Annotated in this window: 14 protein-coding genes; 13 read left to right on the top strand and 1 reads right to left on the bottom strand. The window is 50.4% G+C overall.

All coding sequences use genetic code 11. The annotated features are described in order from the left end of the window. Nucleotides 1–102 precede the first annotated feature (102 nt). The 3 genes from H1R82_RS03485 (at nucleotide 103) to H1R82_RS03475 (ending at nucleotide 3,094) form a co-directional block, all read left to right on the top strand. Complete coding sequence (locus tag H1R82_RS03485) at nucleotides 103–2,154, top strand: sensor histidine kinase (protein ID WP_181821602.1); 2,052 nt, start codon at nucleotides 103–105, stop codon at nucleotides 2,152–2,154. Between the two features lie 18 nt (nucleotides 2,155–2,172). Continuing rightward, complete coding sequence (locus H1R82_RS03480) at nucleotides 2,173–2,673, top strand: YwhD family protein (protein ID WP_181731256.1); 501 nt, start codon at nucleotides 2,173–2,175, stop codon at nucleotides 2,671–2,673. Between the two features lie 190 nt (nucleotides 2,674–2,863). After that, nucleotides 2,864–3,094, top strand: a complete 231-nt coding sequence (locus tag H1R82_RS03475; protein ID WP_181731257.1) for a hypothetical protein — start codon at nucleotides 2,864–2,866, stop codon at nucleotides 3,092–3,094. A gap of 42 nt (nucleotides 3,095–3,136) precedes the next feature. Here the strand turns inward: H1R82_RS03475 and H1R82_RS03470 are convergent, their stop codons facing one another. Continuing rightward, nucleotides 3,137–5,182 (bottom strand): transglycosylase domain-containing protein, encoded by a 2,046-nt coding sequence (locus tag H1R82_RS03470; protein ID WP_181731258.1) that lies wholly within the window; start codon nucleotides 5,180–5,182, stop codon nucleotides 3,137–3,139. Nucleotides 5,183–5,375: 193 nt separating this feature from the next. Between H1R82_RS03470 and speE the strand changes: the two genes are divergently transcribed. The 10 genes from speE to H1R82_RS03420 all read left to right on the top strand — a co-directional run. After that, on the top strand, nucleotides 5,376–6,227 hold the full coding sequence (gene speE / locus H1R82_RS03465) for a polyamine aminopropyltransferase (RefSeq protein WP_181731610.1): 852 nt from the start codon (nucleotides 5,376–5,378) through the stop codon (nucleotides 6,225–6,227). Continuing rightward, nucleotides 6,217–7,089 carry an agmatinase gene (speB, locus tag H1R82_RS03460; RefSeq protein ID WP_181731259.1) on the top strand — a complete coding sequence of 291 codons (873 nt, stop codon included), beginning with the start codon at nucleotides 6,217–6,219 and terminating at the stop codon, nucleotides 7,087–7,089. Before speE ends, speB begins: the two co-directional genes overlap by 11 nt. 125 nt (nucleotides 7,090–7,214) lie before the next feature. Then, nucleotides 7,215–7,655, top strand: coding sequence for a YwiB family protein (locus H1R82_RS03455; RefSeq protein ID WP_181731260.1), 441 nt, complete (start codon nucleotides 7,215–7,217; stop codon nucleotides 7,653–7,655). Further along, a complete protein-coding gene (argS, locus tag H1R82_RS03450; RefSeq protein WP_181731261.1) occupies nucleotides 7,642–9,312 on the top strand; it encodes an arginine--tRNA ligase in 1,671 nt (556 codons plus the stop codon). The genes H1R82_RS03455 and argS overlap by 14 nt, the downstream gene beginning before the upstream one ends. A gap of 215 nt (nucleotides 9,313–9,527) precedes the next feature. After that, on the top strand, nucleotides 9,528–10,994 hold the full coding sequence (locus H1R82_RS03445; RefSeq protein WP_181731262.1) for a protein kinase domain-containing protein: 1,467 nt from the start codon (nucleotides 9,528–9,530) through the stop codon (nucleotides 10,992–10,994). 132 nt (nucleotides 10,995–11,126) lie between these two features. Next, a complete protein-coding gene (locus H1R82_RS03440; protein ID WP_309544783.1) occupies nucleotides 11,127–12,518 on the top strand; it encodes a sigma-54 interaction domain-containing protein in 1,392 nt (463 codons plus the stop codon). A 106-nt stretch (nucleotides 12,519–12,624) separates the two neighbouring features. Beyond that, entirely contained in the window at nucleotides 12,625–13,665 is a 1,041-nt protein-coding gene (gene kdd, locus H1R82_RS03435; protein ID WP_232333917.1) for an L-erythro-3,5-diaminohexanoate dehydrogenase, read from the top strand. 13 nt (nucleotides 13,666–13,678) lie between these two features. Then, a complete protein-coding gene (gene kamA, locus H1R82_RS03430; protein ID WP_181731263.1) occupies nucleotides 13,679–14,938 on the top strand; it encodes a lysine 2,3-aminomutase in 1,260 nt (419 codons plus the stop codon). An 11-nt stretch (nucleotides 14,939–14,949) separates the two neighbouring features. Then, nucleotides 14,950–15,981, top strand: a complete 1,032-nt coding sequence (kamB, locus tag H1R82_RS03425) for a lysine 5,6-aminomutase reactivase subunit KamB (RefSeq protein ID WP_181731264.1) — start codon at nucleotides 14,950–14,952, stop codon at nucleotides 15,979–15,981. Further along, nucleotides 15,971–16,830: hypothetical protein (locus tag H1R82_RS03420; RefSeq protein WP_181821594.1), on the top strand; the 860-nt coding region annotated here is incomplete at its 3' end. The genes kamB and H1R82_RS03420, both read left to right, overlap by 11 nt.

The raw sequence follows: 16,830 nt of genomic DNA, 5'->3' as shown, positions 1-16,830 counted from the left end.
TTTTATTTGCAAGTGGAAGAAATCAACGATGTATAAATGCAGTGGATGTAGATAAAGAATGAATTTTGACAAAATATAGCAACTAAGGGAGTGCGAATCATCGTGTTGGATTATTATGCACTGGCAGAAAAGGGTTTTTTCTATTATGAAATCCAAAAATTGTTTTCGGCCTATCCCTTTTTGCATTGGATCAGTGTCGGATTGGTCACGGGGTTGTTGATCGTTTTGTTGTTGATCCCGAAAAAAACGATGGAACGGTTTCCGCGCTACGGATATATGGCTTCCGTTTTGCTGAGCATTGCATTGTTGGATTTATTTACTTTATCCATCCCGATTTTAACCGTTTACCTGATTGTATTGGGATACGTCCTGTTTCGGTCCAATGAGGAAAAAAGCTATAAAGTGGCGGTTGCCTTTTTGTCTGTGTATTTGGTCATCTCGGCGTTGACGGTTTGGAACCGGTTGATGATCATTGAGCTGATCAGCCACGGGCTTTTATTTATTTGGGTCTCCTGGATGGCAAATCATGTACGGGATATATTTTTTGAATTGCAAAAACAAAGAGAAAAAATCCGTTTCCTTGTTGATCAAAAGAATGAGGCGAATCAGCGGCTCCGGGATTTCCAGCGGGAACTGGACGAGACATACCTCCGGGATTCGCTCACGGGACTGTATAACTTTCACGGTTTTCAGGAGCAAGTAATCCGCAGCTTGTCGCGATTTTGGCCGGAAACGGCGTATCACGTGATTTGCATCGATTTGAATTCGTTCAGGCAAATCAACATTGAAGAAGGCATCGAGACGGGCGACCGCATTCTCGTGCAGATTGCCCGCCAACTGAAAAAACATCTTCCTCCTTCAGCCAAGCTGGCCCGCTATGACGGGGATCAGTATGCGATCGGATTAATGGGGGATGAATCGGTGTTGCGTCGCCTTTTGGAGACCATTGAAGTGATCATGGCCGGTATCCGCACCGAGCAAAGCATCATCCAATATTGCGTCGGGTTTGCCAGTTATCCGCGGGAAGCCAGCTCCGGAGGGGAATTGATCCGGTTGGCTGAGGAACGGTTGCGGATTGAACAAAACCGGATTCGCCACAAAGAGGAAGAGCAAAGAAGGCACATGGAAAAATTGTCGGCGGTAGGCCAACTGGCTGCGGGGCTGGCGCATGAAATCCGCAATCCGTTGACGTCGATCCGGGGATTTGTGCAGATTTCGGCGGCGGAATCGGAAGCCGTGAAAAAATGGGAGTCCATCATTTTGCCGGAGATTGACCGGATCAATGATCTTTTGAAGCAGTTTTTGAACCTGAGTGAATCCAAACCGAAACAAGTGACGCGCTTTTCCTTGAATCAGTTGATGAGTGACGTGTTGAGTTTATTGGAGCCCAAATCGTTGTTGATGGGGCATGAATTGAAACAAGATCCGCCGGAGAAAGACATGGAGATTGAGGCGGATCCCGAACAAATCAAGCAAGTTTTGATCAACCTGATCCAAAACGGGTTGGAAGCCCTGAACGAAAAAGGAAGGGTGGAAGTGGGATGGAAGCAGGTAAACCGGTATGTCCTCATCACTGTCAAAGATAATGGAAACGGAATCAACCCGGAAGATTTCTCCCGGATTTTCGATCCTTTTTTCACCACCAAGGGCGATGGAACCGGCATGGGGCTTTCCATTTGTCAGCGCATCGTGTCAGAGCATGGCGGGCAAATCACGGTGAACAGCCGTCCGGGCCGGGGAACCACTTTCCAGATTTATCTGCCGCTGAAACAAACAAGCATGTGTCAGGAAACCGATGAAGGAGAACACCATCTGCAGGCGGATCCTGATCCGGGGGCACCGCAAGGCAACGTCGTTCCCGTTCAAAAGGCGGAACCGGGAAAAGAGGAGAAAAAACAAGGGGAAGTGGCCGTGTTACAGAAGCCGGCGGCCGGTGGGAAAAAAGTGCCGATCAGTCCGGAAGTGTCCCGGAAAATTGCCGACATGATGCAAAAAGCGGAGCGCACCATCGCCTTGAAATGGAAGGAGGAAGCAAAGGTAAGCCCGATCACCGGTCATAAGCGGCTGAAAGAAGAAAACGGGGCGGAAAGAAAAGGGTTATCTGAAAAGAAGAAAACCGATTTTGCCCATCGGGTTGAACGTGCTGTAAAATAAAAGGAAGGAGGATGAAGAATGGCAGACAAAAAAAAGACGCAATTTCAGATTCTCGGTAACAAATCCAGCAGCATCCACGGCAGTTACTATACCGGAACTTTGAATCTCAACAATTTGTCCTCACTTCTGATTGACGGGGATGAAGTAAAAATCGATTTGGGGCTTCTTCATGCCAAAAGTACGGTGGAGCGCGGCATCAAATTTACGGCCGATCCGGAAGAAGTTCCGGAAGGAAAGGATTATTGGGTCGTCTGGGTGGCCACCGACCGGAATGAAAAAGGGCCTTACTATGCAGGCGTGGCCGCTTGTCCGATGCGCATTGACCGGGAAAAACGGAAAGGATGGAAAAATCTGGCCTTTCATGTGAACCGGATGGATGATGCCCTGAAGCGCAAAATCAAAATCAATGAGTTGGGCGGGCGGGAAAAACAAGCCCTGAAGGAATTTTTGATCCGGCATAATGAGGAAATGTGGGAAAACAGTGGAGATGAGTTGAAAGAACAATTGTCCAAAAAGTGAACGGTTCGTGAACAAATCAACATATATCTTGCCCGGGTTGACGGGCAGGGGTACACTTGATTTGTGGTTTCGGAATCTTTTGCTAGGACACGGAAATGGCGAGCATATCCGCTCGCTGTTTTTTATTTGGAAACGGATGATATTTTCGCCTCCTTTGGCTCAACATAAAGGGCAAAGGAGGCGTTTTTTCATGCGTGATTTCAATTCGGTCGATCTTTTTGCCAAACACGGGGGAGTCCATTACCGGACCAATGTCCCCAAGCAACAAATCAACCTGTATGTCCGGTCCTTACCGGAACACAAAAGACAAAGCATGTTCCAAGTGATGCAAGAATTGGAATCGGCAGGGATGATCACCATTTACAATGACGGTTTGTTTACCGATGGAGAGGGAAATGTGGGAGGAAGCCAGGATTGCTAAAAAACGGGAACACCCCGGCATCCGTAAAGTCGGGGTGTTTTTTCATCCGTTTTTCCACCAGCGGAGGAAACGTTCCAGCATGGAAGGCTTTTTCTTCCGGGGGGCATGAGACGGAGTGCAGGACACGACCGGTTCGGTGCCGGCCACAAAATACTCCAGATAGGCTTGTTTTCCCATGCATCCGGGGGCGGCGATTTTCCCTTCTTCCGGATTTACATAGACAACCTTCACGCCGGGCGGCATGGTGAAGATGCGGGCCGGTTGTTTTCCGGTTGCCTTATTCATGTATTCGGCCCAAATGTTTTGGGCGAGACGTGCTTTGTGGTAAGGCAGTTTTTTTTCTTGGTCATACCCCACCCACACTGTTGTGACCAAATTCGGTGTGTATCCGGACAACCATCCGTCCCAATCGGTGGTTCCGGTTTTTCCTGCCGCGGGCTGATGGAAAAGATGCCCCGCCCGGTAACCGGTGCCTCCCGGTTTCAACACATTTTCCAAAAGTTTGGTCAGCACAAAGGTGTGTGCCGGGGAAGCCACCCGCTCGGGTTCCGTCTTTTCTTCAACCAGAACCCGGCCAAACGGATCTACGATTTTGGTGATCCCGATCAGCGGTTTTTTGACACCGCCGGCTGCCAAGGTGGCGTATGCTTGTGCCATTTCAAACGGGGAAACGGGATAGCTTCCCAAGGCCAGCGAAGGAGTCGCTTGAATCGGGCTTTTAATCCCGAGCCGGCGGGCGGTTTCGATCACCGGGGCGGTGCCGATTTTGGCCAGTGTCCCGACGGCATAAACATTATCCGAACGGGCAATCGCCTCTCTCAGCGTAATCAGCCGGTTCGCATAGTGCTGATGAAAATTGCGGGGCGTGTAAGTGTCTTCGCCAAATTGAAAGATGGTGGGACGGCTCATGATTTTGGACAGGGGCGTAAAGCCGTTTTCCAATGCACTTAAATAGACGACCGGTTTGAAAGACGATCCGGGTTGTCTGCGGGCAAAAACCCGGTTGTATTGAGATTGTTGATAATCCTTTCCGCCCACCATGGCTTTGATGTGACCGGTGACCGGATCCACGGAGATCAGGGCGCCTTGCAGATCTTTGTCATCCCGGATATGCTGTTGCACCGCTTTTTCCGCCGCTTTTTGCATGTCTGTATTCAAGGTGGTGTAGATTTTAAGCCCGCCGCTCCGGACCAGCGATTCGTCCAGTCCGTACCGGGTGACCGCGGTTTGGATGATGTAATCGCGGAAATAACTGGCTTTGGCCGGCTTGGACCGGGACAAGGGATGCATGCTGATGGCCTGGTTCTTGGCAGCTTCGGCCTCTTCCGGAGAGATGAACCGGTTTTTCACCATGAGATCCAGGATGTGATGTTGCCGCTTTTTGGCCCGGTTGAGATGGCGGTAAGGGGAATAATAATAAGGCCCGCGGGGAATTCCTGCCAAAAGGGCGGATTCAGCCAAACTCAGTTCTTCCGGCTTTTTGTTGAAATACATTTTGGAAGCCCGTCCGATTCCGTAAGCCCCGTGGCCGTAATAGATCTCATTGAAATACAGTTCCAGGATTTCATCTTTTGTGTAATGCAACTCCAATTGCAAAGTATAGATCGCTTCTTTCAGTTTCCGGGTCCAAGTCCGGTCATGCGTCAAATAAAGGTTTCGGGCCAATTGCTGGGTGATGGTGCTGGCCCCTTGCACCACCCCGCCCGCTTTTAAGTTGGCAAAAACGGCCCGCGCAATTCCGGAAACGGAAAATCCGTGATGGCGGTAAAAATCTTTGTCCTCGGCCGCCAAGGTGGCATGGATCAACGATTTGGGAAGTTGATTCAAACGGATGATGTCCCGGGGTTCCCCGTGATCCAATGAGCCGATCACCCTTCCCCGGTCATCCAGCATCATGGAACTGGCGTATGTATCGGGAGGAGGGAGCGGGCGCCCTTTCAGGTAAAGCAAAGCAAGCCCGCAGAAAAGGGAAAAAAGGATGATGCTGATGAATGCCAATTTGACCATGTGTGCAAGACGCAGGATGATTTTTGCCAGGCGGGGGACATGCCCGGGTTGGACACCGGTTGGGAAATCCTGTTTTTTCACAAATAGGCTCCTTCCTTCCAACAAGTTGACAAAGGGTATTATGCGGAGCCTTCAGGAAAAATATACCTGAAAAAATTATGTTTGTATTTCCCGGGAAAAATGATTGTAACCACTGAAAACATGCATTATTCTTAGTATGTTATGGATTTGGTCAGTGTGGACAGGATGAAAGGAGATTGGATGGAAGATGGACATGGAATTGTGGTATACGGAAAAACAAACCAAAAACCACGGAATTACCACAAAAATTAAGCAAACCTTATATCACGACAAATCAGAGTATCAATCGTTGGATGTCATAGATACCATTGAATTCGGCAAGATGCTGGTTTTGGACGGAATGGTGATGACCACTGACCGCGATGAATTTGTTTATCATGAAATGATCAGCCATGTGGCCATGAATACGCATCCGGAGCCGAAACACGTTTTGATTGTCGGTGGCGGGGATGGCGGCGTCGTTCGCGAAGTTTTGCGCCATCCTTCCGTCGAAAAAGTGGTGTTGGCTGAGATCGACGGAAAAGTGATTGAAACCGCCAAAAAATATTTCCCGCAAATTGCCGGCAAGTTGAGCGATGAGAGGGTGGACATCCAAGTGACGGACGGCGTGCGCCATATTCAGGAGAATAAAGGAAAATATGATGTGATTATTGTGGATTCCACCGAACCGGTCGGGCCGGCCGTGGGTCTGTTCCAAAAACCGTTTTACGAAGGGATTTACGAAGCTTTGAAAGAAGACGGGATCATGGTCGCGCAAACGGAATCCCCGTGGTTTAACCGGCCGCTGATCCGTCAGGTGTTCCGGGACATTTCCCAAACGTTCCCGATCGCCCGCCTTTATACGGCCAGCATTCCCACCTATCCCAGCGGGTTGTGGAGCTTTACCATCGGGTCCAAAAAATATGATCCGCTCGATGTGGATGAACAGTCCATTCGCGATCTGGACACCCGTTATTATCATCCGAAGATGCACCATGCTTTGTTCGATTTGCCACGGTTTGTTGAGGAGCTGTTAGAGGATGGGGAGGAAAACGATGCGCTTTGACGAGAAATATTCCGGAAACGTGTTTATCGGAGCCGGCGATGATTTTGACCGGGCTCAGGCCGTGATTTACGGCATGCCGATGGACTGGACCGTCAGCTTTCGCCCGGGTTCCCGCTTCGGACCGGCCCGGATCCGGGAAAGCTCTTTGGTCCATGAGGAATACAGCCACTATTTACAACGTGAGTTGTCGGAAGTGACTTATTTTGATGCGGGGGACATTCCCCTTCCGTTCGGGAATGCGGAAAAAAGCTTGCAGTGTATCAGGCAGTTCGTGAGAAAAGTCCTGGATGCCGGGAAATTCCCCTTGGGACTGGGAGGGGAACATCTGGTGACCTGGCCGGTGGTGGAGGAAGTTTACCGGGCTTATCCCGATCTGGCCGTGATCCATATTGATGCCCATGCCGATTTGCGGACCGATTATGAAGGGGAAATTTATTCCCATGCCACCCCTTTGCGCAAAATCGCCGAGCGGATCGGAGGCGAAAATCTTTATCAGTTCGGCATCCGCTCCATGACCAAAGAAGAAGTGATGTATACCGGTGAAGCCGGAATTCATTTTTATCCGTTTGATGTGGTGGAGCCGTTGAAACAATGCCTGCCTGAACTCAAAGGGCGTCCGGTTTATGTCACCATCGACATCGATGCGTTGGACCCTGCGCACGCTCCGGGTACAGGAACACCCGAACCGGGGGGAATCACGACGCGGGAAATGTTGCAGGCCATCCATGCGATCGCCCGCTCGGAAGTGCGTGTGGTCGGGGCCGATTTGGTCGAAGTGGCGCCTTGCTACGATCACAGTGAGCAAACCCCCATTTTGGCGGCAAAACTGGTCCGTGAAATGCTGCTCGGTTTTGTTAAGTAAAAAACGTCACGTCCGGTGCCGTTTCCCCCTGATCAAGGGGGTTTTTTTCATATGGCGCCCTCAAGATTGGCAAACGGCAAAAACCAGTGATAAGATACTAATATTAGACAGAAAGGGGCAGGATGATGATTCCGGTCAAGATCTACATTGAATCGGTCATTCAATCGGAACCGGACCAGGAACCGGATGTGATCAAACAAGAAGTGAGCGGCCGCTTTCAAGAAAAGGAAAACGGAGAGTGGGTCCTGAAATATGAGGAAAACAGCGGAACCCGTGAGGAAGTGAAAACCTCTGTCAAGTCCATGCCGGAAAAGGTCACGATCATCCGGCAAGGCGCCGTTTCCTACCGGCAAAGTTACGAACCGGGGAAGACGTTGGGAAGCATGGTTCACACACCTGCCGGAATCACGGAAATGGAAGTCACCACGTTGACGTATGAGCGGAAGCTTAAAGGGCAGGAAGGATGGATTGATTTTTCCTTTTTATTACATATGGGTCAACAAAATTTAGGAAAATACCAGTTGAGTTTACGGTGGATGGGAGGATCATGGAATGAGTCTGCTTGAGCAGAAAAAAGAGAAGTTGAAACAGGAACTGAAACAAGCGGTGATGCAGGCCGGACTGGCTGAGGAAAAAGAGATTCCGGAGATACTGCTCGAAGTGCCGAGGGAAAAAGAGCACGGGGATTGGGCCACCAACCTTGCCATGCAACTGACCAAAGTGGCACGCAGAAATCCACGTGAAATCGCGGCAAAAATTGTGGAACACTTGGACAAAGAGAAAAATCACATTGAAAAAATCGAGATTGCGGGCCCCGGATTTATCAATTTCTTCCTGGACCGCAGCTTTTTGGTCGATGTGCTGGATGAGATCGACCGCCAAAAAGAAAAATACGGATATTCCCCGGCCGGGAAGAACGAAAAAGTGAATGTCGAGTTTTGTTCCGCCAACCCGACCGGTTCCCTTCATCTGGGCCATGCCAGAGGCTCGGCGGTGGGCGATGCCTTGTGTAACCTGTTGGAAGCTGCCGGATATGATGTCACCCGTGAATATTACATCAATGATGCCGGGAACCAAATCCACATGTTGGCGTTGTCGCTGGAAGCCCGTTATCTGGAACAGCTGGGGCAGCCCGTTTCCTTCCCGGAAAACGGTTATCGCGGGCAGGACATTATCGACCTGGCAAAAGAGCTGGTGGAACAAGAGGGCGACCGTCTGTTAAAGATCGACCGGGAAGAACGGATCCAAAAATTGCGTGAATACGGGAAAAAGCGCCTGCTTGACAAAATCCGGGAAGATTTGGCCCGATACCGTGTGAAATTTGATGTCTGGTTCAGCGAAACCTCGCTTTATGAATCAGGAGCCGTGGAAGAAACCCTGAAGGCATTGAAGGAACGGGGTTACACCTATGAAAAGGACGGGGCTTTGTGGCTGAAATCCACTGAATTCGGGGATGACAAAGACCGTGTTCTGATCAAAAAAGACGGCTCTTACACGTATTTAACCCCGGATATCGCTTATCACCGCAATAAATTCCACCGGGGATTCGACCGGTTGATCAATGTTTGGGGAGCCGACCACCATGGCTATATCGCCCGGATGAAAGCGGCGCTGGCTTCCTTGGGGTATAACCCGGATCAACTGGAAATCGTGATTACGCAAATGGTGAAATTGTACCAAAACGGCGAACTGGTCAAGATGTCCAAACGGACCGGCAAAGCCGTGACCCTCGTCGATTTGATGGAAGAAGTGGGAACGGACGCCGCCCGGTATTTCTTTGTCATGAGAAGTCCGGACACGCATTTGGATTTTGACATGGATTTGGCGGTTTCCAAGTCCAATGAAAACCCGGTTTATTATGTCCAATATGCCCATGCCCGGATGATGAGCGTGTTTCGCCAGGCGGAGGCAAAAGGCATCACTCCTTCCAGAGACCGCGAAGATTTGAAATTGCTCCGGGAGGAACAGGAATACGACTTGTTGGAGAAATTGGGAAGTTTCCCGGGCGAGATTGCTTCCTCGGCCGTGCAGCTGGCTCCCCACAAGTTGGTTCGTTATCTGTATGAGTTGGCTTCCGACTTCCATCGCTATTACAACGCCCATCGCGTCATCAGTGATGATGTCAACCTGTCGCGGGCGAGACTGGCTTTGCTTCAAGGAATCGCCCAAGTGATCCGGAACGGATTAAATTTGATCGCAGTGGACGCACCGGAGCAAATGTAATGTTATACTAGCTAGAGGGGGGAATCCCTTCTGGCTTTTTTTATGCCATCATCATAGTGGTATTTTTCATATGTTGAATGAATGTTTGAAAAAATGTAACATTCTATCACTGAAAACCGAGTTTTAATAGAGATGCTCAGACCTTTTTTTGTTGCTTGGGAAATGAAAGATATGATTTGGATAATAAACACTGCGATTAAGGAGATAGAATGATTATGGAAGGAATGAAGCTGGCGGAGAGATATGAGATCCTTCACTCTCTGGGCGGGGGCGGCATGGCGGTTGTGTACAAGGCAAAGGACCTGGTGATTGACCGGTATGTTGCGATCAAGGTGATGAACAATTCATTGATTCATGACCAGGATTTTGTCCGGCGTTTTATCCGGGAGGCAAAAGCGGCCGGCAGTTTGTCCCATCCCAATATTGTCAGTGTCTATGATGTGGGGCGGGAAGGTTCCATCTATTACATGGTGATGGAATATGTGGACGGTCCGTCGCTGATTGACCTCATTAAAAAAGAAGGTCCTTTCCCGCCGGAAAAAGCGGTGAAAATTGCGTCACAGATATGTGACGGTTTGTCTCATGCCCATCGTCACGGGATTATTCACCGTGACATCAAACCACATAATATTTTGGTCGGTTCCGACCAACGTTACAAGTTGACCGATTTCGGGATTTCGCATTTACCCAGTGCCGCCACCGTCAAAACCAAAACTGGTTATGTCATGGGATCTGTTCATTATTTCTCCCCGGAACAAGCTTCAGGGAGAAAGGTGGACTACTCTTCGGATTTATATTCATTGGGAATCGTGATTTATGAGATGTTGACCAAAAAAGTTCCTTTTAACGGGGACAGTTCCATTTCCATTGCCTTGAAACATTTGCACGATCCGGTTCCGGACCCGACAACCTACAATCCGGATATTTCTGAATCGATGCGGCAAGTGTTGATGCGGGCGTTGGAGAAGGATCCGGAAAAACGGTACCAAACGGCAGCGGAATTGAAACACGCTTTGCAACAAGCCTTGGAAAAGCCGGATGCTTATATGTTGCCGGTGGACCGGCCAAAGAAGAAAAAATCAAGCAAATTCAGCCCCAAAAAAATCGGGATCTTGTCCGGTGTGGCGGTTGTCGGGCTTTTCCTGCTGACGTTCGGCATCAAAATGATCGGGGAAACCAAGCAGGAAAAGAAACCGGATCCGCCTTCTTCCACTCCGGCGGCTTCGCAAACACAGGCAAACGAGTCGCGCCCTGAATGGAACCATAAATGGTGGAAGGAAATTCCGGATGATGAAAAGACCGAAAGCAAAATGTTTCGTGATTTTGAAGTGAAGGGAGCCGACGGCCAATACGAGGTGACCCTCAAAGTGAACAATGACCTGAAAGGACGGACTTTTTATTATGATATTTATGTGGTGGACGGATTCAGTTCGCGGTTGGTGTTAAACGGCCGTTCGGTCACCTTTCACAAAGACAAGGATCAGGATTTTACGATGGTGGATTTTGACGTCAACATTCCCAAAGAAGCCATCATGCCCATATCGGGTGAGGGAATTGCCAAAATCACCATATACAGCCTCGACAAGAAATCAGAGAACCGGAAAGAAAAATACACCATCGACAATTTATTGCAGATGTGGGGAACGGTCCCCGAATCTGAAACCGGGAAAAAATCTGATTGACAGGAGGGAAATCCCCTCCTGTTTTTTGTCGGGTCAATCGGTTACAATGGATAGTGATGAATTTTAAGCACAATTCTGATTATTTTTCGGCACCAACCGCGGAAGGAGGAATTTGGTCTGATTCATACCCGCTTGTCCAAAAAAATGATTTGCCGGTTTCTGGATTGTTTGAATGAAGGGGTGCATATCGTCGATGCCCGGGGAATGACGGTTTTTTACAACAAAGCGGCTTCCAGGCTGGACGGCATGGACATTGACGAAGTCATGGGCGTCCATGTGCTTGAGGCCTTCCCTTCATTGACGCAGAAAACGAGCACGCTTCTGAACGTGCTGCAAACGGGAAAATCCATCGAAGAAAAACAGCAGTCGTTTATGAACCGGAGAGGACAGAGGGTGCTGACCGTCAACCGCACCATTCCACTCCGGGTCGGGGGCGAAGTGGTGGGAGCCGCTGAAATTTCGCGCGACATCACGCAGGTGAAGGAATTGTCCGACCAGGTGATTCACTTGCAAGAAAAAATGAACCCGCCGCCCCGCCGCTTCACTTCAAAAAAACAATCCTTTTACCAGTTTGCCGATATTGTGACGCAAAACCCGGTGATGCTGAAGGAAATCGAGAAAGCCAAGCGGGCTGCGCAAACCAAATCCCCCGTTTTGGTAGTCGGTGAAACCGGAACCGGAAAGGAATTGTTTGTCCAATCGATTCACAGTGCCTCCGGTCGTGTAAAGGGACCGTTTATTGTGCAAAATTGTGCGGCGATTCCGTCAACTCTGCTGGAAGGGATCTTATTTGGCACGGTGAAGGGAGCTTTTACAGGATCCGAAGACCGCCCGGGGTTATTTGAATTGGCGGATGGAGGAACGTTGTTCCTGGATGAAATCCAATCGATGCCGATTGAGTTGCAGGCCAAATTATTGCGGGCACTCGAGGAAGGCGGTGTCCGGCGCGTCGGGGATGCGAAATTCCGGTCGGTTGATGTGCGAATTATTGTGGCGACCAACGAAGATCCGCTCATCAGCATGCAAAAAGGGAAGTTGAGGAAAGATTTGTACTATCGCATCCATGTGGTGGGAATTCATCTTCCTCCTTTACGGGAGCGGAAAGACGACATACCGTGTTTGACCCGGTATTTTTTCCGGAAGTTAAAGGCCGAAATCGATTCGCCGTCCGGGGAAATCGACGAGGAAGTGTTCCAAGTGTTCCAGCAGTACCACTGGCCCGGAAATGTCAGAGAGTTGGCACATACCATTGAAGGGGCTTTGACGTTGGCGACCGAAAAAAAACTGCGTGTCGATCATCTGCCCGGCCATTTCAAAAACAGAAAGTCCGATGACGGGATCCAATTTTCAACTTTATGCAAAGAAAATGGCAAGTCACTGCGGGAAGTGGTGAGAGAAGTGGAAACCCGGCTGATCCGGCAGGCGATGAAAGAAACCGGAGGCAATGTGTTAAAAGCTGCCCGTCGGTTGGGGATTCCACGCCAGACCCTGCAATACAAACTGAAGAAAATCAATTCGGTTTAAAAAGTGCCCAAAATTGGGCTTTTTTTTATGTGAAAAAACCGTGCTTTCCCCATTTTTTCGCTTGGCACCGGATTTGCATGCATAAAGGGTGAGAGGAGGGAGCGACTTGATTTATCCGAAAGGCCACCCTTATGGGTTGCATCGTGTGATGGAACCGGCCGGTACGTTGCCGCAACCCGCCTGGAAGCTGAATGCGGATCCGGTGGTTTATGACAATGAATTGTTGATTGACGTGGATTGCTTAAACATTGATTCCGCTTCTTTTCAGCAATTGAAAGAAGAAGCCCGCCATGACCCCGGCAAGGTGGAAGAACAGATTTTGGCCATTGTTTCCCGCCGCGGAAAAATGCACAATCCGGTGACAGGGTCCGGCGGCATGTTGATCGGCACGGTGCAGGAGGCCGGCCCCCGGTTTCCGGCCCGTAACGTCAAAAAAGGGATGAAAATCGCTACTTTGGTGTCCTTGACACTGACCCCGCTTCGCATCGAAAAGATCAAAAAAATACACATGGATACCGGGCAAGTCGAAATCAAGGGGCAGGCTGTCCTGTTTGCCAGCGGTCCGTTTGCCTTTTTGCCGGATGACATCCCGGAAAAAGTGGCACTGGCTGTTTTGGACGTATGTGGTGCCCCCGCCCAAACGGCCCGCCTGGTTAGGCCGCAGGACCGGGTGGTGGTGCTGGGAGCCGGCGGAAAGTCGGGACTGCTCAGTTTGTATCAGGCATGGAAAAAAGCAGGCAAGTCCGGGCAAGTGATCGCCATTGAGGCCGGCGAAAAGGCATGCCGGGAGATTCGTTCCCTGGGGCTGGCCCATGACGTGATCCGGTTGAATGCCACGGATCCGATGGCGGTTTATGAGGCGGTTCACACCGCAACCCGCGGGAAGCTGGCCGATTTAACCATCAACTGTGTCAATGCTTCTGATACGGAGCTTTCCTCCATTTTGGCCACCCGGGATCAAGGATTGGTATATTTCTTCAGCATGGCGGTACAGTTCACCAAAGCGGCTTTGGGAGCGGAAGGAATGGGCAAAGACGTGCAGATGATGATTGGAAACGGTTATGCTCCCGGGCACGCAACGCTGGCTTTTCAGTCTCTTCGCGAATGCGACCGGTTGTTTCAAGTTTTTGCCAAACGCTATCAATGAAAGGGGTCGGAAGATGATGAGAGATTGGCGTGAAATCGAACTGTGGAAAAATGTGACGGAGGAACAGTGGAATGACTGGCTGTGGCAACTGACACACACCATCCGCAATTTTGAAGACTTAAGCAAGGTGATCCGTTTGACGCCGGAGGAGATCGAAGGGGTGAAGATCTCCAAACAGACGATTCCGCTGAATATCACGCCGTATTATGCACTGTTGATGGATCCCGATGATCCGAAAGATCCCATCCGGATGCAATCGGTGCCGATTTCTGCCGAATTGGACCGCACTCCTTACGATATGGAAGATCCGCTGTTGGAAGATACGGATTCCCCTGTCCCCGGATTGACCCATCGTTACCCGGACCGGGTCCTGTTTTTGATCACCAACCAATGTTCCATGTATTGCCGCTATTGCACGCGCCGCCGCTTTTCCGGGCAAATCGGGATGGGCGTTCCCAAAAAACAGATGGATGCCTGCCTCGACTACATCCGGAACACGCCCGAGGTCAGGGACGTGCTGTTGTCCGGGGGAGACGGATTATTGGTCAACGACCGGATTTTGGAGTATTTGCTGAAAAACCTGAGCGAAATTCCCCATGTGGAAATCATCCGGATCGGAACCAGGGCCCCGGTGGTTTTCCCGCAACGGATCACCGAAAATTTGTGCAATATTTTGAAGAAATATCATCCGGTATGGCTGAACACGCATTTTAACCATCCGAAAGAAATCACGCCGGAAGCCAAACGGGCTTGTGAAATGCTGGCGGATGCGGGGGTTCCGCTGGGAAATCAGTCCGTGATTCTGGCGGGGATCAATGACTGTCCGCATATCATGAAAAAATTGATGCATGAGTTGGTGAAAATTCGTGTCCGGCCTTATTACATTTACCAATGCGATTTATCGGAAGGCATCGGGCACTTCAGAACCCCTGTTTCCAAAGGGTTGGAAATCATCGAGTATTTGCGGGGGCATACGTCCGGTTATGCCGTTCCCACGTTTGTGGTCGATGCGCTGGGAGGAGGAGGCAAAATTCCGCTCAGCCCGAATTATCTGATCTCGCAAAGCACCGAAAAAACCGTGTTGCGCAACTTTGAAGGCGTAATCACCAGTTATCCCGAGCCGGCACATTATAAACCGCACAACAAAGAAGAATGCGAATACTGCCAGGCGGCCGGAGAGCAAGTGGGAATTGCGGCTTTGATGAACGATGAACGAATCAATCTGGAGCCGAAACAATTGACACGGGAAGACCGGCGTGTCCAACCGTCTTAAGGAACGGGGCCATGGGTTTAAAAAAAGAAATTGCTTCCCTGTCTGTCATCGGACTGTCCAAAAACGCCGGAAAAACAACCGTGTTGAATGCATTGATCCGCGATGCCCCCGAAGCCGGTGTGCTCGGGATATTAAGCATGGGAGTGGACGGGGAGAAACATGATGCCATAAGCGGCAAGGAAAAGCCGTTGATCCGGGTGAGGGAGAATATGCTGGTGGCCACTTCCGCCCACTGGCTGAACCGCCAACCGGGACACTGGGAAGTGATTCAATCCTGCGGAATCCAATCGGTGATGGGGGAAGTGTTCATTGCCCGCGCCAAACGGGAGGGGACGGTCCTGTTGGCAGGCCTTCCTTCCAAAAGCGGGGCCAAGCGGGCGATGGAGTTGTTAAGACGGGCCGGTGCACAAAAAATCCTGCTGGACGGGGCTTATGACCGGCGATCTCCGTCCAGTCCCCAACTGACCGATGCCACCATTCTTGTCATCGGGGCTTCCCTTGATTCAAACTTTGCCGGGGTCATCCGCAAAGCCGGGGAATGGAGCCGTTTGCTGCGCCTGAAGGCATGCGACTGTTTCCCGGAACAAAAAGCCGGGTCCTTGGCTTTGGAAAAAAAGCGGGTGGTTGGCATTTTCGGCAACCGCATCGAAGTGCTTCCTTTCTCCGGGTTGTTTTCCATCCGGGAGGAAGGGGAGTGGTTGCAAAACGAATGGCAGGCACTGGCGATCAGCGGGGCGTTGACCGATCGGATGTTGCAAATGTTTCTCCGCTGCCGGAAGGCGGTCCGTATCATTGTTCCCGACATTACACATTTATTTGTCAGCATGCCGGTGCTTCGCCGTTTTTATAACCAAGGAGGGGAAATCCGCGTCCTGAAACCGATCCGTCTCCTCCGGGTGGCCGTCAATCCGGAATCGCCGGACGGATATTCCTTTCCTCCTGGGGAGATGAAAGAAAAAATTGGCCGCCTTTTTTTTCCCGTCCCCGTGGTCGATGTGATGCGGGACCGGTATAAGCAGGGAGGGTGGTGTGATGTTTTGTGATGAACGTACGGCCAAAGAAATCGGCCTCTTGGATTGCCTGGACTTGTTTCAGCCGCTCACCCCTTACGGAAAAGAGCAAAAGGCTTGCCGGCCGTTTTTGCCGGGAGAGGAAGAAGCTTGGCAGCAATGTTTAAACGAGCAAGCGGAGATCAAACAGCAATTGGATGCCTTTTCCATACGGGAACCGGTTCATGCCCTTCTTGCGAACCTCCCGGACATTTCCCCCGTTTTGCGGAAACTGGAGGAGTCCCGGTTATTGGACTTGACGGAATGGTACCAATTGAAAACTTTTTTATACAACACGCAGAAGCTCCATTCGTTGTTGAAACAAACCACGCTCTCCCGCATGATTCTCAAAAACAAAGCGATGGAAAAACAATGCGAAAAGGCTTTTCTCCTTTTAAACCCCGCCAAAACGCGCACCTCTTCTTTTTGGTTTGATGATGCCTACGATGACCGTTTAAAAGAAGCCAGAAAAACGCTCAGGAAATTGCAGGCAACCGTCAAGCGGGATCAGGAACAAAAGGCGGCCGGGATTGCGGAAAAAACAGGGCAAACTTGCAACCGGTTTGGCGAATGGGTGGTGCCCCGGGACACGGAAGGGGACCGGTTGTTAAAAGAAGAGGAGGAATTGATGCTGGTCCGGCAAACGGCCCATGAATCGGTTTACCGCTTGAAAAACGGGCATCCCCTGTCCCGTGAAATCGCCGGATGGGAAGAAAAGATCGCCCGGATCGAACAGGAAATCAACCGGTGGTTGGTACAAGAAATGGCTCCGTTGGTTCCGGATTTCCGTCAGTGGCTGGTTCACATCACCCGGTTCGATTTGCAATGGGCCCGGATCCGGGC

The sequence above is a fragment of the Thermoactinomyces intermedius genome (assembly GCF_013912365.1).
Classification (GTDB): Bacteria; Bacillota; Bacilli; order Thermoactinomycetales; family Thermoactinomycetaceae; genus Thermoactinomyces; species Thermoactinomyces intermedius.
The sequence above is the reverse complement of the archived record's forward strand: the minus strand, read 5'-3'. Positions and strand labels throughout refer to the sequence as shown.